The following is a 19,545-nucleotide window of genomic DNA, read 5'->3' as shown; positions in this document are numbered from 1 at the left end:
AAAAGCCTCTGCAAAGAGGCTTTTTACTTTGCGTTTATTCCTTCGCCATCGGCGTGTTAACGATTTCTGTTTTTGTCTCTCCCTGAATCGATGCAATCCTGTTTTCGACCTCTTTCACCTGCTGCGGGCTGTGCAGCAGGGTATAGGTCAGGTCAAACTGCGCGCTGGCACCGGGCTGCAGCTGCTTAACCCGCTTCTGCTCGCGTTCAATCGTAACGGGGTAGGCGTAGCTGGTGCCCGGCTCAATGCCCGTGACGTAGCCCTGCTTCAGCGTATCGGTGTTCTTCCATAAGGTCAGCACGGGCAGCTGGCGGGTATCAAACTGGATTGACGCACCTTTATCTCCGGCTTTATTGACCACCGCCGCAAGCGTTTCGTGGTTATTGTCCGAGAGTGGTTTAATGTTAAAGACCATCTCATCAAAGCCTTTTGTCGGCCCGGCATAGGTTTGCCAGTCGTTAACGCCCGCCTTGGCGTAGTCATTGAACGGGCTCACGCTCGCCGCCGGCGCAAGGAAGCGGGCGCCTTCTTCGAGGATCGGCGTGCCGAAGTTGCTGTGATAGATGATTTGGTAATCATGAGGGTAATCCGCATGGTTGGTCAGAACATCATGCAGACTGAACTGGTTGGTTCCGGGAACGTAGCGCAGTTCGGTCATGGTTTGCAGATCCGATTCTTTAAACGTGCTCTCTTTGATCAAACCCCGAACGCGGATCTCATGCGGGGCGGCATCGGCGATTTCAACCTCGACCTGCGAAACGGGGGTATTACCGGCCCTGCCGTGCAGGGTGTAAATTTGCCCGTCAGCGGTGACCGGATGTCCTGTCCACTCATAGCCACAGCGCACCATCATCTCGTTGAAACCATCCAGCCAGCCGAGACCGTTGCGGCTCTCAAGATTGATATATGCCGGATTAACGACCTCTTTAACGGGCGAATTCCACCCCAGTCGGGTGCCAAAGCCTTCTACGTGCAGAAGGTTCATGCCGCGGGTCGGGCTCAGGGTGATGGTGAGGCCATCTTTGCTGCTAATAATGATGACTTTGCTGCCTTCCTGTTTACCACCGTGTAAGACTTTTTGCTCAATGCTGAACGTTTGATCTTTAACTTTCAGCTCATCACTGGAAATCTTCCAGTTTCCTTTCTCTACGCTGCTTTCAGCACTTGTCAGCACCCAGGTTTTGGCCGCTGCATGGCCAGAAATCAGTACCGCAAGGAGCGTAAAAGCGAATTTAATCTTCATATTTTATCCTTATTGCTGAAACGATTATTTTCTTTCGTAAGCAAATCTAATGTTTAGGCAGAAAGGGAAATGTGATGTGCTTCACTGGGGATGAAAATAGGGAAATTTAACGATTATTATGCGTTATTGATCACGCTCATGTTACATATTGTCTAAGTTATTACATGATTAATGTGATTTGTGTTCATTTAAGCTTTAACGATTCAGCTTTAATATAATAAAAAACCCCGCCGCGGCGAGGTTGAGAATAAGTTGTATAGAATGCTAAGTACTTATTATGCTTTCAGCACGTCCAGCGCGGCAGTGTAGTCCGGCTCGGTGGTGATTTCGTTAACCAGTTCGCTGAAGACAACGGTGTCGTTTTCATCCAGAACCAGTACGGCACGTGCCGCCAGACCTTTCAGTGGGCCTTCCGCGATGCTGACGCCGTATTTCTCGAGGAAATCTGCGCTGCGCAGGGTGGAGAGGGTGATAACGTTGCTCAGGCCTTCAGCACCGCAGAAACGGGACTGGGCAAACGGCAGGTCAGCGGAAATGCACAGCACAACGGTGTTGTCCATTTCAGTCGCCAGCTGGTTGAATTTACGCACGGACGCGGCACAAACGCCGGTATCAATGCTTGGGAAAATGTTCAGTACTTTGCGTTTGCCCGCAAACTGAGCCAGTGTGACGTCAGACAGATCTTTAGCCACCAGAGTAAAAGCCTGCGCTTTGCTGCCAGCCTGCGGAATGGAACCTGCAACAGCAACCGGGTTGCCCTGGAAATGAACGAGTTGTGACATAGATATCTTCCTGTTTACATATAGTTAACGTCGGGGCTAGTGTATGCCATCAGCGGATAACACGGCAAACCAAATTTTTCGCCTTTCCGGGCCGCAAGGAGTCAGTGATGAGAAGCGTTAAGGTCTATGAAGAAGCCTGGCCATTGCATACCCCGTTTGTGATCTCCCGCGGCAGTCGAAGTGAAGCCAGCGTGGTCGTAGTCGAAATCGAAGAAGAGGGGGTTAAAGGCGTTGGGGAATGTACGCCATACCCGCGCTATGGAGAAAGTCCTGCGTCGGTGATGGCGCATATCATGACCCTGGTGCCAGAGCTGCAAAAAGGGCTCACGCGCGAGGCGTTACAGCAGCGTTTACCCGCCGGGGCTGCGCGCAACGCCATCGACTGTGCGCTCTGGAGCCTTGAGGCCGCCAGGCAGCAACAATCGCTGACGTCCTTGCTGGGGGTGACGCTGCCGGAGTCCGTCGTGACGGCGCAAACGGTCGTGATTGGTGAGCCGGAGCAGATGGCTGCCAGCGCAAAAGCGCTCTATGACGCAGGGGCCACGCTGTTAAAAGTGAAGCTCGACGATCGCCTGATCAGCGAGCGGATGGTCGCCATTCGCTCGGCGGTTCCCTCGGCCACGCTGATTGTTGACGCCAACGAGTCGTGGCATCCCGAGGGGCTTGCCGCGCGATGCCAGCTGCTGGCTGACCTGGGCGTGGCGATGCTGGAACAGCCTCTGCCAGCGAAGGATGATGCGGCGCTGAAGAATTTTATCCATCCGCTGCCCGTCTGTGCGGATGAAAGCTGTCATACCCGCGAGAATTTGAGCGCGCTTAAGGGCAGCTATGAGATGGTCAATATCAAGCTCGACAAGACCGGCGGGCTGACAGAAGCGCTGGCCCTGGCGGCGGAAGCGCAGGCGCAGGGCTTTTCCCTGATGCTCGGATGCATGCTCTGCACATCCCGGGCGATCGGCGCGGCGCTACCGCTGGTCAATCAGGTCCGTTTCGCCGATCTGGACGGCCCGACGTGGCTGGCGGTTGACGTTTCACCGGCGCTTAATTTTACCAGCGGCGTGCTTCATCTTTGAGGCTGCCAGCGCAGTAGCTCCATCATCGCGTTTAAGTATTTTTCGCTGGCTTCGTCGGAGGAAATTGGCGGAAATTCAGCGGTGATGCAGGGCAGGCTCAAATCGGCGCACCAGCTACCGAACGATCCGGGTGTTTCATAGCCGACGCTGGTGACGAGCGGCAGGGCGAAAGCCTGCGCCAGCCACGCGCCCAGGTCTGAGTGACGCGGATCTTCAATGCAGGCCAGCGGATCGTGGAAGGAGACAACCCAGGCGGGGTGGATCTTATGGATAAGCTGGCATAGCGCCTGCGTTTCCGGCTCCGAGCCGGGCTTGTCTCCCGTCAGCAGCACCACGTCCCGCTCCTCGGCGGAGCTGTTCCAGCGATAAACCGTTTCTCCGGCGCGCCAGTTTGCCGCCGGGAAATTACGGTTCAGGTCAACGCCCCTCGCATTCGCCCGTAATCCAAGCTGACAGCCGTCCGGATTGACGGCAAGAATCACGTGGTGACGGCGCAATGAAGGCGTCAGCGTCCGCAGCGCGCAGGAAAGCGTGACGATGGACGAGTTCTCGTCTCCGTGCGTGCCGGCAATGATCAAACCGCTGCTGCGATCGGCATCGGGCGCCGGGAACCAGATCAGCGATGCGCCTAAAAATGAGCGGCCATATTGCTCAGCGCCCGGCGGAAAGGCCCCGCGCTCCGCTCGTGGTCGGGTGATTGCCATACGAAATCCTGATAAAGAAGTCTCTACTGGCAGTGTTGTGCAAAACCCGCTGTTAATCAAATAGTTTCCGTAACGCTTGAGAATTGCCTTAAATCACTATTCAGGCGTAAGGTATTTGCATTTCTCTGTTTCGAAACAAATAATTACGCATCTGCTTGTTACCTGAATTCATCAAAGGGGATCTTATGAAGCATCCTGTTTCGCGTCTCTGCGCTGCACTGTACCTGTGCGGACTCTCTACACTCTCGTACGCTGCTGATGTGCCCCAGGGCACGGTACTGGCGCAAAAACAGGAGCTGGTCAGGCATATTAAAGACGAGCCGGCTTCGCTCGATCCGGCAAAAGCGGTGGGATTACCCGAGATTCAGGTAATTCGCGATCTTTTCGAAGGGCTGGTGAATCAGAACGAGAAAGGGGAGCTGACCCCCGGCGTGGCGACGCGCTGGCAGAGCAACGATAACCGTATCTGGACGTTCACCCTGCGCGATAACGCGAAATGGTCTGACGGTACGCCCGTCACCGCGCAGGATTTTGTCTACAGCTGGCAGCGTCTGGTTGACCCGAAAACCACGTCTCCGTTTGCCTGGTTTGCGGCGCTGGCGGGCATCAATAACGCGCAGGCCATTATCGATGGCAAAGCGGCGCCAGATACCCTGGGCGTGACGGCGGTGGATGCCAGAACCTTACGCGTCCAGCTGGACAAACCGCTCCCGTGGTTTAGCAACCTGACGGCAAACTTCGCCTTCTATCCGGTGCAAAAAGCGAACGTTGAAAGCGGGAAAGAGTGGACGCGTCCGGGCGCCCTGGTGGGTAACGGCGCGTACGTCCTGAACGACCGGGTGGTGAATGAAAAACTGGTTGTCGTGCCGAATACGCACTACTGGGACAACGCGAAAACTGTCCTGCAAAAAGTGACCTTCATTCCGATTAATCAGGAATCGTCCGCCACTAAGCGCTATCTGGCGGGGGATATTGATATCACCGAATCGTTCCCGAAAAACATGTATCAGAAGCTCCTGAAGGACATTCCGGGACAGGTGTATACGCCGCCTCAGCTCGGGACATATTACTATGCGTTTAACACGCAAAAGGGCCCGACGGCCGATGCCCGGGTGCGTCTTGCGCTGAGCATGACTATCGATCGCCGCATTATGGCGGAAAAGGTATTAGGTACAGGCGAGAAGCCGGCCTGGCATTTCACCCCTGACGTGACGGCGGGCTTCACCCCTGAGCCTTCACCGTTCGAGGAGATGTCCCAGCAGGAGCTGAACGCTCAGGCGAAAACGTTGCTCCAGGCCGCAGGTTACGGTCCTCAGCGTCCGCTGAAGTTGACCCTGCTGTACAACACCTCGGAAAACCACCAGAAAATCGCCATTGCGGTGGCGTCCATGTGGAAGAAAAATCTCGGTGTGGACGTCAAACTGCAAAACCAGGAGTGGAAAACCTATATCGACAGCCGCAATACCGGCAATTTTGATGTGATCCGCGCGTCATGGGTAGGCGATTACAACGAGCCGTCAACATTCCTGTCTCTGCTGACCTCAACCCACAGCGGCAATATCTCGCGTTTCAATGAGCCGGCCTACGATAAAATTATCCACCAGGCGACGCTGGAAACCACGGCGAAAGCGCGTAATACCGACTACAACATGGCGGAGAAAATCCTCATGGAGAAAGCGCCCATCGCGCCCATTTACCAGTACACCAATGGACGCCTGATTAAGCCCTGGGTGAAAGGCTACCCCATCAATAACCCGGAAGACGTGGCGTATAGCCGGACGATGTTTATCGAGAAGCACTGATGTTTTATGAGGCCTGGCGCATTCTCGCGCCAGGTCTGCAAAACGCGGTACCGCTTCATTCGCTATGCGTGGCCCGATGCCGGGTCTCTGTTATTCTAATAGCGCATTAAACTTCGCCAGCCACTGCGGATGCGCGGGCCAGGCGGGAGCCGTCACCAGGTTACCGTCTACATGGGCCTGATCGATGCCGATAGCGGCGTAGTGTCCGCCGCTGAGACGGACTTCAGGCGCGCAGGCCGGGTAGGCGCTACAGGTTCGTCCTTTCAGGATCCCCGCGGCAGCAAGCAGCTGTGGGCCGTGGCACACTGCGGCAATCGGCTTACGCGCGGCGTCAAATGCCTGTACCAGCTTTAAGACGTCCTCATTTAACCGCAGATACTCGGGCGCTCTCCCGCCGGGGATGAGCAGCGCGTCGTAGTCCTGCTCCTTTACGGCTGAAAAATCGGCGTTGAGGGTAAAGCGGTGACCGGGCTTTTCGCTGTAGGTCTGGGCGCCGTCAAAGTCATGGATTGCCGTCATGATGTAATCGCCCTTCGGTTTGTCGGGGCAGACCGCATCTACCTGATGGCCAATCATCTGCAAAGCCTGAAAAGGCACCATGGTTTCGTAATCTTCGGCGTAATCGCCAACCAGCATCAGGATCTTCTTGCTCATCTTTCCTCACCTCTATCAATAAAGATGATTAAGATATAGCCTGGCGTGGCTGAATTGCCGGAAATAAAAAAGCCCGTCAGAGCACGGGCAACATAAGCAAATGAATAAGTGATTCGTTATCAACGTTGTTGGAGGATAACGCCGCGTATTTTACGCGGCTGTAAGGGAAGCAGATACCTGACATATTCGGTAGGTGAAACAAGCGATTAAACGTGCGTTACGGTGCGTCGAAGGTCGGGTAAAGGCTATTTTCCAGAAACTCGACGAGATACCAGATCTCACCGCTAAAAATAAACCAGAAGCCAAATATAATAAGGAGTAAAATAATTAAGGTGAGTATTATTTCTGTTTTTCCCATTGCGGCTTTTACCCACCTGACGCTAATTGTTTCGAGGTGGGCATTGTAGCGGGGCTTTTCCGGATACTCCAGTTTCATGCTGCAAGGACTTTATTTCGTCCGTCATTTTTAGCGCGATACAGCGCATCGTCCACACGCTTAAACAGCTCGTCAATACTTTCACCCTGATTGTGCCGCGCCACGCCAATACTGACGGTAAACCGCGGCAAGCCCGGAATCGTAATGCGGGCAACGGCTGCACGGACTGACTCGGCAATCTGCATCGCAGTGTCGAGAGAGGTGCGCGGCAGCAGGATAACGAACTCTTCGCCACCCCAGCGGAACACCATATCGCCCTCCCGACTACAGGCTTCCAGCGTCCGGGAAAGGGCGATAAGTACCTCATCGCCTTTCAGATGGCCGAACAGGTCATTAATGTTTTTGAAATGGTCGGTATCCACCAGCAGCAGGCTAAATTGCTGCTGCGCAGGAAGTTTATTCAGATTGCTTTGATCGGTAATCGCGTAGAACTGGCGCCGGTTGAGTAACCCCGTCATGGAGTCACGTAACGCCGCATGTTCCAGCTCCTGCTCCAGCCTTTTTTGCTCGGTGATATCGTGGATGATGCACAGCATCAGCTTGTCACCGTAGATCTCAATGGGCCCGGCATACGTCTGAACGTGGCGGGTGGATCCATCGGCAAGGCGGTGAACAAAATTGAGCGGCTTGTGACCACCGGGCAGCGCGGCAATCGCAGTCATAATGGGCATCACATCTCGCCCCAGCGTATTGATTTCCCAGGTATGCTTACTGCACATGTCATCATGTGAATAACCATAAAAATTGAGCGCGGCCAGATTTGCATCGACGATTTGGCCGTCGCGGGCCGGATCGATTAGCAGCATCGGGGCGCTGTTGGTCAGAAAAAAGCGCGCATAAAAACCCTGTTTTTTCCGACGGTAGGTAGCGGAACGGCTGGCCTTCAATCCTGAGAGTATTTGTTGGGAGATGCCCTCGAAAACAATCACATCGCCCCAGGGCGCGTAGTGGGCAAGCGAGAGGCGACAGCTTAACGGCGTATCCTGTCCATCCCGGTTCGTTGTCCAGATTTCGACGATCTCCTGCTCTGTTTTCAGTTCAGATACATACATCGCCAGGACGGTTTGCGCACTGGCTGAATAGATCCCTTTGCGCAGGTCATCGAGCGTTTTATCCCCCATGACGTGCGTTGCGGCCACATTTGCAAAAACGATCTTTTCCGACACGGGTGAAACGAGCCACACGGGTGTTTTAATTACATTCAACGCATCAAAACAAGGTTGCGACATAGGCGTTTCCTGTTCATCGACAACATGTGCCTGACAATCATGACAGAATTGACTCGCGTGTACTCCCTTGAAACATACTCCACTTAACCCCGTCAGGCATGATTTTTTTGAGAAATAAATGCGGGGTCCGTTTGAATTTTATTAATGGGTATAATCTGTTTGTCTGAGTTTATCTGCAGCAGTAGCCACGGTACCTGTTCGGCAGGTAAGGGGCGGGAGAAAAGATATCCCTGCAGGTAATCGCAGCCGAGTCGGGTGAGAACCGCCTGCTGTTCTTCCGTCTCGATCCCTTCTGCCACCACATTCATCTCCATGGTCCGGGCGATACTGATAATGGTTTCAACCAGCTTGTAGCTTTTTTCATTTTCCAGCATCGACGTGACAAAGCTTCTGTCGATCTTGAGCTCTTTTGCCGGAAGCACGCTCAGCATCAAAAGGTTGGAATAGCCCGTCCCAAAATCATCAATCGAGACAACGATCCCCGCGTGATTAAACGCATTGAGCAACTCAATGCTGCGGTCGAGATTTTTAAGCGCGGTGCTTTCCGTTACCTCCAGGATCAGCCGGGACGGAGAAAGGCTATATTTTTCCAGCATCGACGAGATGATCTGGAAAATATCCGGCTGTTCAAACTGGATGGGGGATAGGTTGAGCGAGAGCGTCCACTGGCTGAAACCTTGCTCTGTCCAGAAATGAAGCTGTCGGCATGCCGCTTCAATGGCCCAGTTACCTACCGGAATAATTAAGCCCGTTTGCTCCAGTGAGGGGATAAACAGATTAGGCAGTACAACCCCTTGCTCAGGATGTCGCCAGCGCAGAAGGGCTTCAAAACCGTGAATGGTTTTCTCTCCTGCATGCCAGGTTGGCTGGTACCACAGTTCAAACTGATCGCGCTCAAGCGCCTGCGAAAGCTCCTGCAGGAAACCGGGTTTCGCCGGGATCGCTGTTGACATCTCGGTCCGGTAAATCGCCCAGCCGTTGCGGCCATCTTCCTTGACGCGATGTAATGCTGCATCCGCCTTGAGCTTCAGCTCGTGCAGCGTTTCGCCGTCCTGAGGATAGAGGCTGACGCCCGCGCTGATCGTCGTGCTTAACGTATGTCCGCAGACGGACAGAGGGCGTCGCACATCTTCAAGCAGCGCGGTGATCAGGGCGTTGAGCCTGTCGTCGTCACATTCCGGCACCAGCAGGATAAAGGCGTCGCCTCCCAGCCTTGCCAGGGTCATCTCGCGCGTGAGCCGGGCCGTGATGCGCTGCGCGACCGTGATCAATAGCTCATCACCAACGCTGTGACCCCACGTATCGTTAACGCGTTTGAAGTGATCGACGTTCAGGAAAATAACCGCAAATGGCTTCTTGCTCAGCAGCGCGCTGCGCAGACAATCCTGCATGCGGAGATCCATCTGGTGGCGGTTTGCGAGCCCGGTGAGCGCGTCAAAACGCGCCTGTAGCTCAAGCTGGCGGTTGAGCTGATGCAGATTATCCGTCAGCCGGTTGGTGCGCCGGTGGGAATCGATCAGTGAAATGATTAACATCACGCCGAGCAGGCAGAGCGTGGTGACCGACACCCAGATGGATAACCCCAGCTCGCCAATCCCGCCCGGGCGGGTATGCGCCATTTCCTGAAACCGCGCGGCACTCATGCCGGTATAGTGCATCGCACAAATGGCGGCACCCATGATGAAGGCCGCGAGAATGCGATTGATAAAGACGCCTTTGTGTTTATCCCGCAGGCGGAAAGCCAGCCACAGCGCCGTGCCGGAGGCAACAACCGCAATAACCACGGACAACCCCACGAGGCGGCGATCCCAGATGATGCTGCCATCCAGCATCAGGGCCGCCATACCGATGTAGTGCATCGACACCACGCCAGCGCTCAGGATTGTCGTGGCAAAGATCAGTCGAAAGGGAGAAAGTTTTTTGCCCGCGACGGCAATATTAAGTGCTGTGGTCGATGCAACCACCGCGACGCCCAGTGACGCAAGGGTTAACCAGAGGTCGTAGCTCATCATCATGGGCATTTGCATCGACAGCATGCCGATAAAGTGCATCGACCAAATGCCAATGCCCAGCGTGACCCCACCGGCAATGCGCCAGAACAGGGCAGCCTTTCGGCTGGAGAGGGGGATCTTTCCGGCGCTGTCCAGCGCCACAAAGGAGGCGATAAACGCCACCAGATAAGAGATAGCGATTAACACAGGGTCCCACGATATATTGAGCATTATGCAATCCCACGCCTGAGAGGGTTACCGATTTCGCCTGCCGGGTACATCTTTATTGGGCAACGAACATGCGCATTCAAACCATATTAGTTATTTATCGTGAAAAATGACCAGTCATATTAATACTCTAAAACTTATTAAGAATATAAAATATATTCTCTCGTTAATATATTAAGCATTGCTAAACAAGAACGAATAACAGTAGCAAAGCTCCTTAAATATGAAGGCGATCGTATCGTCTCACCGCGGGCGATACTATCGCTTAAGATGGCGGGAAACCAGTATCACAGCATGCTGAGCAGAACATTTTCACTAATACGCTTTTTTTATCTGACTTAAGACAAATCTCAGGATGCTAACGGCGAAACAAAAAACAAGCGTTCTTTGCGATGAAAAACTTCCGGGCCAATGCTATAAGTCTAAGTGCCGACCAAAATATAAAACGTGGGTATTATCATGCTAAAAAATATTAGTGTCAGGACCTTTATTATCGGGTTCCTTTTCTCTCTTTTTTTGGTAAGTGCAGGTGTCGTTGTTCTATTTTCCAGCAATACGTCTCTCTTTATTTCGCTTAATGTCATCAATTTCGTGGCGCTATTTTTGCTCTGGGTCTATATGACGAAGTATCTTGTGACGCCGATCAATACGGTGAAGAGAAGTATCGAGGAGGTGACCGCAGGTAACCTTGGCGTATCTATCCCTGAATTTGGCAATAACTGCGCGGGCCGACTCATCCCCGGGATCAATAGTCTTTCCGGCAATATTGCGACGCTGGTGCGTGAGATCAGGGCGTCATCGCAAACCGCCATGACCTTATCGGATCAACTCTCGGCACGTAGCGCTCAGCTTTCGGTGAAAACCGAACAGCAGTCTGCGTCTTTGGTGCAAACCGCAGCCAGCATGGAGCAAATGGCCGCGAGCACCAAAAACAATGCCGATAACACCCGCCTGGCGAGCGAGCAGGCAAATGTGGCGACGTTACAGGCGCGCAAGGGCGGCGAGCTGATGGGGCAGGTCGCCAGCAATATGCAGTCCATTACCGAATGCGCGCAGCAGATGACGGAGATTATTTCGCTCATTGACGGCATTGCATTCCAGACAAATATCCTGGCGCTCAACGCGGCCGTGGAGGCGGCAAGGGCGGGCGATCATGGCAAGGGTTTTTCTGTCGTCGCGGAAGAGGTAAGAAACCTGGCACACCGCAGCGCGGAGGCCGCGAAGAATATCAAAACGCTGATTGAAGTCACCAGCAGTAACGTCACGCAGGGAGCCAGCGTTGTGTCACAGGCAGAGAAAAACATGCATGAAATCGTGACGGGTTCGGGGAATGTCAGCCGCTTAATGGACGACATTTCCGCGTCAACCTCAGAGCAGGAGAAAGGCATTTCTCAGATTACCCTGGCGCTATCGGAGCTGGAGCGGGTCACACAAAGTAACGTGGCAATGGCAGAGGAACTCAACGGTTCGTCTGATGTACTGCGTAATCAGGTGATTGAGCTGCAAACCCGGACGCGTAATTTCAGGCTCGATCAGTCATCCTTGTCCTCATCACCTGGCGGTTCGCCATCCTTCCTCCAGCGGCCAGAGCACTCTCTCTGACAGCACCTCAAAGCCTGGCATGCCAGGCTTTTTTCATGCCTCCGCCTGGTATGTACAATTCCTGAGCGATTTCAGCGCGATGGGATACATAGTTGTTGCTTAACACCTGATGAAAGCTAGACTGACACCGAAGAGCTAAAAAGGTGGAGGCGCTGTGGAAAGCATTAAAGGATCTGAACTAAACGTTCCAGACGCAGTTTTTGCGTGGGTGCTGGATGGTCGCGGCGGTGCGCGACCGCTGGAAGATAATGATGCGATCGATAGTGCGCATCCCTGCTGGCTACATCTGAACTACACCCACCCGGACAGCGCTGACTGGCTGGCCTCGACGCCGCTCTTGCCCAATAACGTGCGCGATGCGCTGGCGGGTGAAAGCCTGCGGCCCCGCGTGAGTCGAATGGGTGACGGGACGCTGATCACCCTGCGCTGCATTAACGGCAGCACGGATGAACGCCCGGATCAGCTGGTTGCGATGCGTGTCTACATGGACGATGGGCTCATTGTGTCGACCCGCCAGCGAAAAGTTCTGGCGCTGGATGACATCGTCAACGATCTGAAAGAGGGCACCGGGCCGGTCGACTGCGGCAGCTGGCTGGTGGACGTCTGCGACGCCCTTACCGATCATGCGAGTGAATTTATTGAAGAGCTGCACGACAAAATCATCGACCTGGAAGATAACCTGCTCGATCAGCAAATCCCGCCCCGCGGTTTTCTGGCCTTATTGCGTAAGCAGTTGATTGTGATGCGCCGCTACATGACGCCGCAGCGCGACGTGTATGCGCGTCTTGCCAGCGAAAGGCTCGCCTGGATGAATGACGATCAGCGACGCAGAATGCAGGATATTGCCGACAGGCTGGGGCGCGGGCTGGACGAGATTGATTCCTGTATTGCCAGAACGGCGGTGATGGCGGACGAAATCGCGCAGGTGATGCAGGAGTCGCTGTCGAGAAGAACCTATACGATGTCTCTGATGGCGATGGTGTTTTTACCCAGCACGTTTCTTACCGGGCTGTTTGGCGTGAACCTTGGGGGAATTCCTGGTGGCGCTTATCGCTACGGTTTTACCGCATTTTGCGTGATGTTAGTTGTTTTGATTGGTGGTGTTGCATGGTGGTTGCATCGTAGTAAATGGCTGTAAATTTACGCTTTTTTCAGCTTTCAACGGGATCAAAACGCTCTTTTAATTGAGCGAAGTCAATAAACATCTACCCCGTAAGGTGCAATATTACTCCCGCAGGTGAATGCAACGTCAAGCGATGGGCGTTGCGCTCCATATTGTCTTACTTCCTTTTTTGAATTACTGCATAGCACAATTGATTCGTACGACGCCGACTTCATAGTCGGCTTTTTTTTGCCTCCTGATTCTCAGCGTCTACCCTAAAAGGGACGACAGCAAATTCTGGAGGGAATGATGAGCATCCTGAACGCTCTGCTACTGCAACAATCGCGTCAATCCGATCCCGTCCCCACCGATCCGGTGCCAATGCCCGATCCCATCCCGCGTCCGCAGCCGATGCCCGACCCGCCGCCAGATCAAGAACCGATTAAATTGTCGCATCGAACCGCGAGATCTGCGAGGATACGCGCCATCTGACCGCAAAGATGACCACGAGAGACTACTGTGACCGCTTTTTCTACCCTGAATGTTCTGCCCGCCGCCCAACTCGATAACCTCAACGAGTTGGGTTACCTCACGATGACGCCTGTTCAGGCGGCCGCGTTGCCCGCCATCCTCGAGGGCCGTGACGTGCGCGTGCAGGCGAAAACGGGCAGCGGGAAAACGGCGGCATTTGGCCTTGGCCTGTTGCAGCATATCGATGCGGCACTTTTTCAGACCCAGTCTCTGGTGCTGTGCCCGACCCGCGAACTGGCAGACCAGGTTGCGGGTGAACTGCGTCGTCTGGCGCGTTTCCTGCCCAACACCAAAATTTTAACCCTCTGCGGCGGACAGCCGTTCGGCGCGCAGCGTGATTCACTCCAGCATGCGCCGCACATCATTGTCGCAACGCCCGGTCGCCTGCTGGATCACCTGCAAAAAGGCACCGTCTCGCTGGATGCGTTACAAACGCTGGTGATGGATGAGGCAGACAGGATGCTGGATATGGGCTTCAGCGATGCGATTGACGAGGTGATCCGTTTCGCCCCGGCCGATCGTCAGACGCTGCTGTTCTCCGCGACCTGGCCGGAGGCCATCGCCGCCATCAGCGGGCGCGTGCAGAAAAATCCGCTTACCATTGAAATCGACAGCGTAGATGCGCTGCCCGCTATCGAGCAGCAGTTCTTTGAAACCTCGCAGCAGGGGAAAATTTCGCTCCTGCAGAAATTGCTGAGCCAGCATCAGCCTGCGTCCTGCGTGGTGTTCTGTAATACCAAAAAAGACTGTCAGTCGGTCTGTGATGCCCTGAATGCCGCCGGCCAGAGCGCATTGTCGCTGCATGGCGATCTGGAACAGCGCGATCGCGATCAGACGCTGGTCCGCTTCGCTAACGGCAGCGCCCGCGTTCTTGTCGCAACCGACGTCGCTGCGCGCGGTCTGGATATTAAATCCCTGGAGCTGGTGGTGAACTTTGAGCTGGCGTGGGATCCTGAAGTGCACGTGCACCGTATTGGCCGTACCGCGCGCGCGGGAAACAGCGGTCTGGCGATCAGCTTCTGCGCGCCGGAAGAGGCGCAGCGCGCCAACATTCTCTCTGAGATGCTGCAGATTAAGCTGAACTGGATGAATGCCCCTGCTGGCGTCAGCCTGGTGCCGCTGGAGGCTGAAATGGCGACGCTGTGCATTGATGGCGGTAAAAAAGCCAAGATGCGTCCAGGTGACGTATTAGGGGCGCTGACCGGGGATGTGGGTCTGGACGGGGCGGATATCGGCAAGATTGCGGTCCATCCGGCGCATGTCTACGTAGCGGTTCGCCAGGCGGTAGCCAATAAGGCATGGAAGCAGCTGCAAAACGGGAAAATTAAGGGTAAAACCTGTCGCGTACGTCTGCTGAAATAAAGAATGAAGCGTCTCAGAAGGTGTTTCTGAGACGCTAATCGCTTACTTCACTTCAAGCACGTTGAGACGCAGCTCTTCAAACTGATTGTCATCTTCTTCCGGCTGCCAGCCCGCTGGCTGCATGGGAATATCTTCCCGATCAAACGCCAGGTCCCCGCCGTTCACAACTTCTGACTCGTGGTTGATGCCTTTAAAGTCGAACAGCTCCACATCCGCGAGATGTGAAGGGACAACGTTTTGCATCGCGCTGAACATGGTTTCGATACGACCCGGATAACGCTTATCCCAGTCGCGCAGCATGTCGCCAATCACCTGACGCTGCAGGTTCGGCTGAGAGCCGCACAGGTTACATGGAATGATCGGGAAACCTTTAGCCTGAGAAAAACGCTCAATGTCTTTTTCGCGGCAGTAGGCGAGAGGGCGGATCACAATGTGCTTGCCGTCATCGCTCATCAGCTTAGGCGGCATGCCTTTCATCTTGCCGCCGTAGAACATATTGAGGAACAGCGTTTGCAGGATATCGTCGCGGTGATGGCCCAGCGCAATTTTGGTCGCGCCCAGCTCCGTCGCGGTACGATACAAAATGCCGCGGCGCAGGCGAGAGCAGAGTGAGCAGGTGGTTTTCCCTTCCGGGATTTTCTCTTTCACAATGCCATAGGTATTTTCTTCGACGATTTTGTACTCAACGCCCAGCTTCTCGAGGTATTCCGGCAGAATGTGCTCCGGAAAGCCCGGCTGTTTCTGGTCAAGGTTGACCGCCACCAGGGAAAATTTCACCGGTGCGCTTTGCTGAAGATTACGCAGGATCTCCAGCATGGTATAGCTGTCTTTACCCCCTGACAGGCAAACCATGATGCGGTCACCTTCTTCAATCATGTTGAAGTCTGCAATGGCTTCGCCCACGTTACGGCGCAGTCGCTTTTGCAGTTTATTCAGGTTGTATTGCTCTTTTTTGTTAATTTCTTGATTCTGTTGCATTTAGTACTACCTTCGGAGCCAGCAGGGGCAAACATTGTATGCCGCGTATGGTACGGATTCCGGCGACGAATACCAGCACGTTTTACAGCGGGGTTAAATCTGGAGCCCTATAATGATTCACATCATGCAGGCTTAAGGGTAATGGCTAGTGATGCCGGGGTGATGCGTTATATCGACAAGGGTAGCTTTAAAAAGCCTGACAAACCTGGGAGGGCATCAGAAGGGTGCAGGCTCGCTGGGATAAGTATCACTTTTATCTCAGCTTACAGCACCTCAACCAATTCAAATTCTTCCGCGATCAGTTCCATATCTTCAGAAAAATGGCCTTCGCGGAAGAAAAATCGCTGATGCTCTTTCTGCCAGTATTCAAGGCTTAAATCGCCTTCACCCTCTTTGCGAGCGAATTCTTCATTTACATCGCAAAAACGCACCAGCCGCATTGAAACCAGCCGGATCACACAGACCGGGACATTCTGGCCATCAAGAATTATGTTGTAGCTCCCCATCCGCGGAGCAGACACATCCTGCGCGTACGAGGCAAAAGATCCGCAGGTGGCCGTTTTGATTCCTTTTTTAATCAGGTCCGCAAGCACGCTCGCCAGTTCCGGGCCGTCACCCATTTGCCAGGCCACTGCGCCTGGGTACTTCATTTTTAATTCTTCAACCTGAACCATTCAAATCCCTTCTTAACTCTTAACCAAAAGAATCGGAATAGCGGTTTTAGCATAAACCCCCTCGACTGTAGAAGCATAGTCGCCTTTCCTTGCATTTTTAGTTCGGGTGGGAAGGAAAACAAAGCGTTGCGCGTATTGCCCTGGTAAATATATCCTTACGAGGTTATCTGTGTGGTGAATCTGCTGTCTGCAGCCAGGCGCGTGGCTTTGAATATCAGTAACGAGTCACCTGGATGCAACCAGCACCACGCTTTTTCTTAAAATTTTATCCCATTGGAAGGGTTTAACGTGTTCAAGCTTAGTTCATCTCTACTGGCCATTTTCCTGCTGTCAGGCTGTAGCTCCGATCTGGTTCTCAGTCCACCTAAGCAACCCGAATACAAGTCAATGCCTGAAATAACCCAGTCTGTGACGCCAACGCAACAGCGTGCCATCATGGCCGGCGAGCGGCCAGACTGGTCAGAAAGAACCCCGATCAATACAATAAAGCGATATTAATAGACACTTATCCACCAGGGCTGCCGTTCGGCGGCCTTTTGTTTCCCCTGAATCTGGTTTACGAGAGCTTTTCTGACGCCTGGCATTTATTACGTTATCGACCATGCTTAAGACAATGACAATTCAATCACTTCAGCATCGTTGAAGCGGCTACTTCACTTAAATCGAGAACCCTAAATGCGCCATGCATCTATCCCCGTAGCTGCAGCCACGACAATGTTTTTGCTCGGCGTTTTTATCATCAATTTACAGGTTTGGTATTCTGCACGGGCCGATAGCCTGGCAGAGGCGCACTACGTCGTGCGGAACATGAATGTTATTCTTAAAGAAGCTCGTCATGCGACTGAGATGGCAAAGCAACTTGCCGAGAATGAGTGTGATGCTGAAGGGCAATATCGGCTGGGCACCGAGGCGGCATTACAGCCTCACCTGAGAACGATCGTTATTCTGAAAAATGATGCGGTCTGGTGCTCCTCGTTACCGGGAAACCGCGTATTGTTGGTCAACAGCTCAGTGCTGCCTGAGTCATCACTGCTCCTCGTCCCTTCGGCCAGTACCGTCAACGGTCTTCCGGTTCTCTTATACCAGACAATTCACGCCGGAAGCCGGATCATCGTTAGCATCAGCGATAGCCATATCCGGGATGCGCTGGATATGCCATTAAATGGCGTTGAATATTCCCTGAGAGTAGGCAATACCCTTTTAGCCCTGACAGGCGATGTGACGGCGGCAGACCATACGAAGAAAGAGATATTAACGGTAAAAGCCTCTGGTTATCCTTTCTCGGTACAATTCAACTCTCCACCTCTTTTTAGTCTTAAGAGATTATTCAATCGAGCCGGAGGCGTAGTGTTATTCCTGCTGATAATATCGTCTCTCTCTGCTTATATTCTTCAACGATATATTTCTAAGGATGTTTCACCCGAAGAGTCACTGCGCATCGCCATTTACAGAAATGAAATTATTCCCTATTACCAACCCGTTGTGAGCGGCAAAGAGGGAAGCTTACGGGGTGTGGAAGTGCTGGCCAGATGGAAACATCCACAATCAGGGTTTATTTCTCCCGCATCCTTCATTCCTCTTGCGGAGAAATCCGGTTTAATTATTCCTTTGACTCAGAGCTTAATGAGGCAGGTTGCAATACACATGAATGCTATTGCGACATTGCTGCCGGAAGGGTTTCACGTAGGGATTAACTGCAGCGCTTCTCATATCGTTGCGCCCACCTTTGTTGAAGAGTGTCTCCACTACAAGCGCAGCTTCACTCAACAGGATCTCAACCTCGTCGTTGAGGTGACGGAGCGTGAACCGCTCGACATTGATGAACATCTCGTTAATACATTGAATGAGCTACATAATAACGGATTTGCCATTGCGCTGGATGACTTTGGTACGGGTTATTCCGGCCTGTCCTATCTGCAGGATCTGCACATTGACTACATTAAAATCGACCAGAGCTTTGTTGCCAGGGTTAACGCGAATGAGGACTCAACGCTAATCCTTGATTCGGTACTGGAGTTGGCCAAAAAACTCTCAATTAGCATCGTGGCGGAAGGCGTTGAAACTGAAGAGCAGCTCGATTACCTCACACGCAATCATATCCGGTTTTTACAGGGTTTTTTCTTTTACAAACCTCTTCCTTTCAAGGAACTGGTCAAAGTTCTCTTGTCGAAGCCAAAAGTTAAGGTCAGGGTGGAATAATGTTTATTTGGTTGTTTCTGAGAAAATAAAAAGGGGGGACATCACCCCCCAAAAAATGCAGACCATTATTGCTTTAACCACGGTGATATTTTGTTATGCATTGACCGGATGGTCAAATTAATTCTTTTCAACATTGTTTTTGGCATTCTGAAACGAATGGATGACTTTGAATATTAGCTGCCTAACGTTTAATTTGATTCTAATCAATATTGCCGCGCCCCTCTTTAGATTAATGGATGCAATGATTATTGTTTTGTTAAAACAATGCGCTTACGCTGTGTTTTCGACGTAAGGCGCTTCAGGTTAATTTTTTAAGAAAAAAATGCTGACCGCTAAAGCATAATGAAATAATGCTTACTTATTACGGCAGTTTAAATGTTGACCAGTGATGCCAGGGGCGCAGTTTGCTTTTAGAATAGCCGTCTCACTCTGAGATTTTCGTCAGTTAGCGTATAATGCGTCATCCAAAACCGCTAAACACCCCGTGACTCGTGCTATGACCCTTAATCGCTTTTGTTATTTACTCCTGATTATCGCTGCGATCGGCAGCCTTCTTGCTACCCATCCTCTGGTCATATGGTTTCTGACGATCAACGTGATGACGTTGGTCATGTATGGCGCCGATAAAATGGCGGCGCGGAAGGGGATGCGCAGGGTTCCGGAAGCGACATTGCTGGTATTTGGCGTGACAGGTGGCTGGCCTGGCGCCATTGTCGGCCAACAACTCTTTCGCCATAAAACCCAAAAGCAGCCCTTCAAAAGCTACTTTTTCATCAGCGTCGTCGTCAGCATCGCCATGATGGCGGCCGTTTATCATTTTTCTTCTTATTCTCTTTTATGAGCGTTGGCAGGGACTGCTGACGGTAAGGCATATCTTTAATTCATTCCTCCGTCACTGCCAATAGTAGTAGGACTATTCTTAAGTGGTTGCTGTTTTTTGCACAATCTGAATAAT

General features: G+C 52.7%; 17 protein-coding genes and 1 pseudogene. 8 read left to right on the top strand and 10 right to left on the bottom strand.

Annotated elements, in window-relative coordinates:
• Positions 1 to 34: 34 nt before the first annotated feature.
• Both ACERY3_RS08595 and tpx read right to left on the bottom strand, forming a co-directional pair.
• Complete coding sequence (locus ACERY3_RS08595; RefSeq protein WP_373225464.1) at positions 35 to 1,243, bottom strand: aldose 1-epimerase family protein; 1,209 nt, start codon at positions 1,241 to 1,243, stop codon at positions 35 to 37.
• 275 nt (positions 1,244 to 1,518) lie between these two features.
• Positions 1,519 to 2,025 (bottom strand): thiol peroxidase, encoded by a 507-nt coding sequence (tpx, locus tag ACERY3_RS08590; protein ID WP_023335907.1) that lies wholly within the window; start codon positions 2,023 to 2,025, stop codon positions 1,519 to 1,521.
• Positions 2,026 to 2,132: 107 nt separating this feature from the next.
• Here tpx and ycjG point away from each other — a divergent pair, with 107 nt between their 5' ends.
• A complete protein-coding gene (gene ycjG, locus ACERY3_RS08585) occupies positions 2,133 to 3,098 on the top strand; it encodes an L-Ala-D/L-Glu epimerase (RefSeq protein WP_373225463.1) in 966 nt (321 codons plus the stop codon).
• On the opposite strand, the gene mpaA is transcribed toward ycjG, so the two are convergent.
• Positions 3,089 to 3,802, bottom strand: coding sequence for a murein tripeptide amidase MpaA (gene mpaA, locus ACERY3_RS08580; protein WP_045355868.1), 714 nt, complete (start codon positions 3,800 to 3,802; stop codon positions 3,089 to 3,091). The genes ycjG and mpaA overlap by 10 nt on opposite strands.
• 185 nt (positions 3,803 to 3,987) lie before the next feature.
• Here mpaA and ACERY3_RS08575 point away from each other — a divergent pair, with 185 nt between their 5' ends.
• Positions 3,988 to 5,604, top strand: a complete 1,617-nt coding sequence (locus ACERY3_RS08575) for an ABC transporter substrate-binding protein (protein ID WP_373225462.1) — start codon at positions 3,988 to 3,990, stop codon at positions 5,602 to 5,604.
• Between the two features lie 90 nt (positions 5,605 to 5,694).
• Here ACERY3_RS08575 and ACERY3_RS08570 read toward each other — a convergent pair whose 3' ends face one another.
• From ACERY3_RS08570 to ACERY3_RS08555, 4 genes are all read right to left on the bottom strand, one after another.
• On the bottom strand, positions 5,695 to 6,258 hold the full coding sequence (locus ACERY3_RS08570; protein ID WP_033145709.1) for a DJ-1/PfpI family protein: 564 nt from the start codon (positions 6,256 to 6,258) through the stop codon (positions 5,695 to 5,697).
• Positions 6,259 to 6,475: 217 nt separating this feature from the next.
• The gene (locus ACERY3_RS08565) at positions 6,476 to 6,616 is read right to left on the bottom strand and encodes an Ecr family regulatory small membrane protein (protein ID WP_021240268.1); all 141 of its coding nucleotides are present in this window, start codon (positions 6,614 to 6,616) and stop codon (positions 6,476 to 6,478) included.
• Between the two features lie 74 nt (positions 6,617 to 6,690).
• The gene (locus ACERY3_RS08560) at positions 6,691 to 7,923 is read right to left on the bottom strand and encodes a diguanylate cyclase domain-containing protein (protein ID WP_373225461.1); all 1,233 of its coding nucleotides are present in this window, start codon (positions 7,921 to 7,923) and stop codon (positions 6,691 to 6,693) included.
• A 92-nt stretch (positions 7,924 to 8,015) separates the two neighbouring features.
• Complete coding sequence (locus tag ACERY3_RS08555; protein ID WP_373225459.1) at positions 8,016 to 10,145, bottom strand: putative bifunctional diguanylate cyclase/phosphodiesterase; 2,130 nt, start codon at positions 10,143 to 10,145, stop codon at positions 8,016 to 8,018.
• Between the two features lie 456 nt (positions 10,146 to 10,601).
• Between ACERY3_RS08555 and ACERY3_RS08550 the strand changes: the two genes are divergently transcribed.
• The 4 genes from ACERY3_RS08550 to dbpA all read left to right on the top strand — a co-directional run bounded on the left by ACERY3_RS08550 (position 10,602) and on the right by dbpA (position 14,739).
• The gene (locus ACERY3_RS08550; RefSeq protein WP_059346848.1) at positions 10,602 to 11,744 is read left to right on the top strand and encodes a methyl-accepting chemotaxis protein; all 1,143 of its coding nucleotides are present in this window, start codon (positions 10,602 to 10,604) and stop codon (positions 11,742 to 11,744) included.
• Between the two features lie 154 nt (positions 11,745 to 11,898).
• Positions 11,899 to 12,882, top strand: a complete 984-nt coding sequence (zntB, locus tag ACERY3_RS08545; RefSeq protein WP_182383658.1) for a zinc transporter ZntB — start codon at positions 11,899 to 11,901, stop codon at positions 12,880 to 12,882.
• A gap of 282 nt (positions 12,883 to 13,164) precedes the next feature.
• A complete protein-coding gene (locus ACERY3_RS08540; protein WP_305089335.1) occupies positions 13,165 to 13,338 on the top strand; it encodes a hypothetical protein in 174 nt (57 codons plus the stop codon).
• Between the two features lie 27 nt (positions 13,339 to 13,365).
• Positions 13,366 to 14,739, top strand: coding sequence for an ATP-dependent RNA helicase DbpA (gene dbpA / locus ACERY3_RS08535; protein ID WP_196354303.1), 1,374 nt, complete (start codon positions 13,366 to 13,368; stop codon positions 14,737 to 14,739).
• Positions 14,740 to 14,781: 42 nt separating this feature from the next.
• Here the strand turns inward: dbpA and ttcA are convergent, their stop codons facing one another.
• From ttcA to ACERY3_RS08520, 3 genes and pseudogenes are all read right to left on the bottom strand, one after another.
• On the bottom strand, positions 14,782 to 15,717 hold the full coding sequence (gene ttcA / locus ACERY3_RS08530; RefSeq protein WP_033145703.1) for a tRNA 2-thiocytidine(32) synthetase TtcA: 936 nt from the start codon (positions 15,715 to 15,717) through the stop codon (positions 14,782 to 14,784).
• Positions 15,718 to 15,752: 35 nt separating this feature from the next.
• Positions 15,753 to 15,824, bottom strand: a pseudogene (locus ACERY3_RS08525) (hypothetical protein); the annotation flags it as partial.
• 156 nt (positions 15,825 to 15,980) lie between these two features.
• Positions 15,981 to 16,391, bottom strand: coding sequence for an ASCH domain-containing protein (locus ACERY3_RS08520; protein ID WP_039262890.1), 411 nt, complete (start codon positions 16,389 to 16,391; stop codon positions 15,981 to 15,983).
• A gap of 675 nt (positions 16,392 to 17,066) precedes the next feature.
• Between ACERY3_RS08520 and ACERY3_RS08515 the strand changes: the two genes are divergently transcribed.
• Both ACERY3_RS08515 and ACERY3_RS08510 read left to right on the top strand, forming a co-directional pair.
• A complete protein-coding gene (locus tag ACERY3_RS08515; protein ID WP_373225456.1) occupies positions 17,067 to 18,590 on the top strand; it encodes an EAL domain-containing protein in 1,524 nt (507 codons plus the stop codon).
• 496 nt (positions 18,591 to 19,086) lie between these two features.
• The gene (locus tag ACERY3_RS08510) at positions 19,087 to 19,431 is read left to right on the top strand and encodes a DUF1294 domain-containing protein (RefSeq protein ID WP_373225454.1); all 345 of its coding nucleotides are present in this window, start codon (positions 19,087 to 19,089) and stop codon (positions 19,429 to 19,431) included.
• Positions 19,432 to 19,545: the final 114 nt, after the last annotated feature.

The organism is Enterobacter cloacae complex sp. ESBL7 (assembly GCF_041679625.1).
GTDB lineage: Bacteria > Pseudomonadota > Gammaproteobacteria > Enterobacterales > Enterobacteriaceae > Enterobacter > Enterobacter asburiae_B.
Note: the sequence above shows the minus strand (reverse complement) of the source record. Positions and strands in the feature narration are given on the sequence as shown.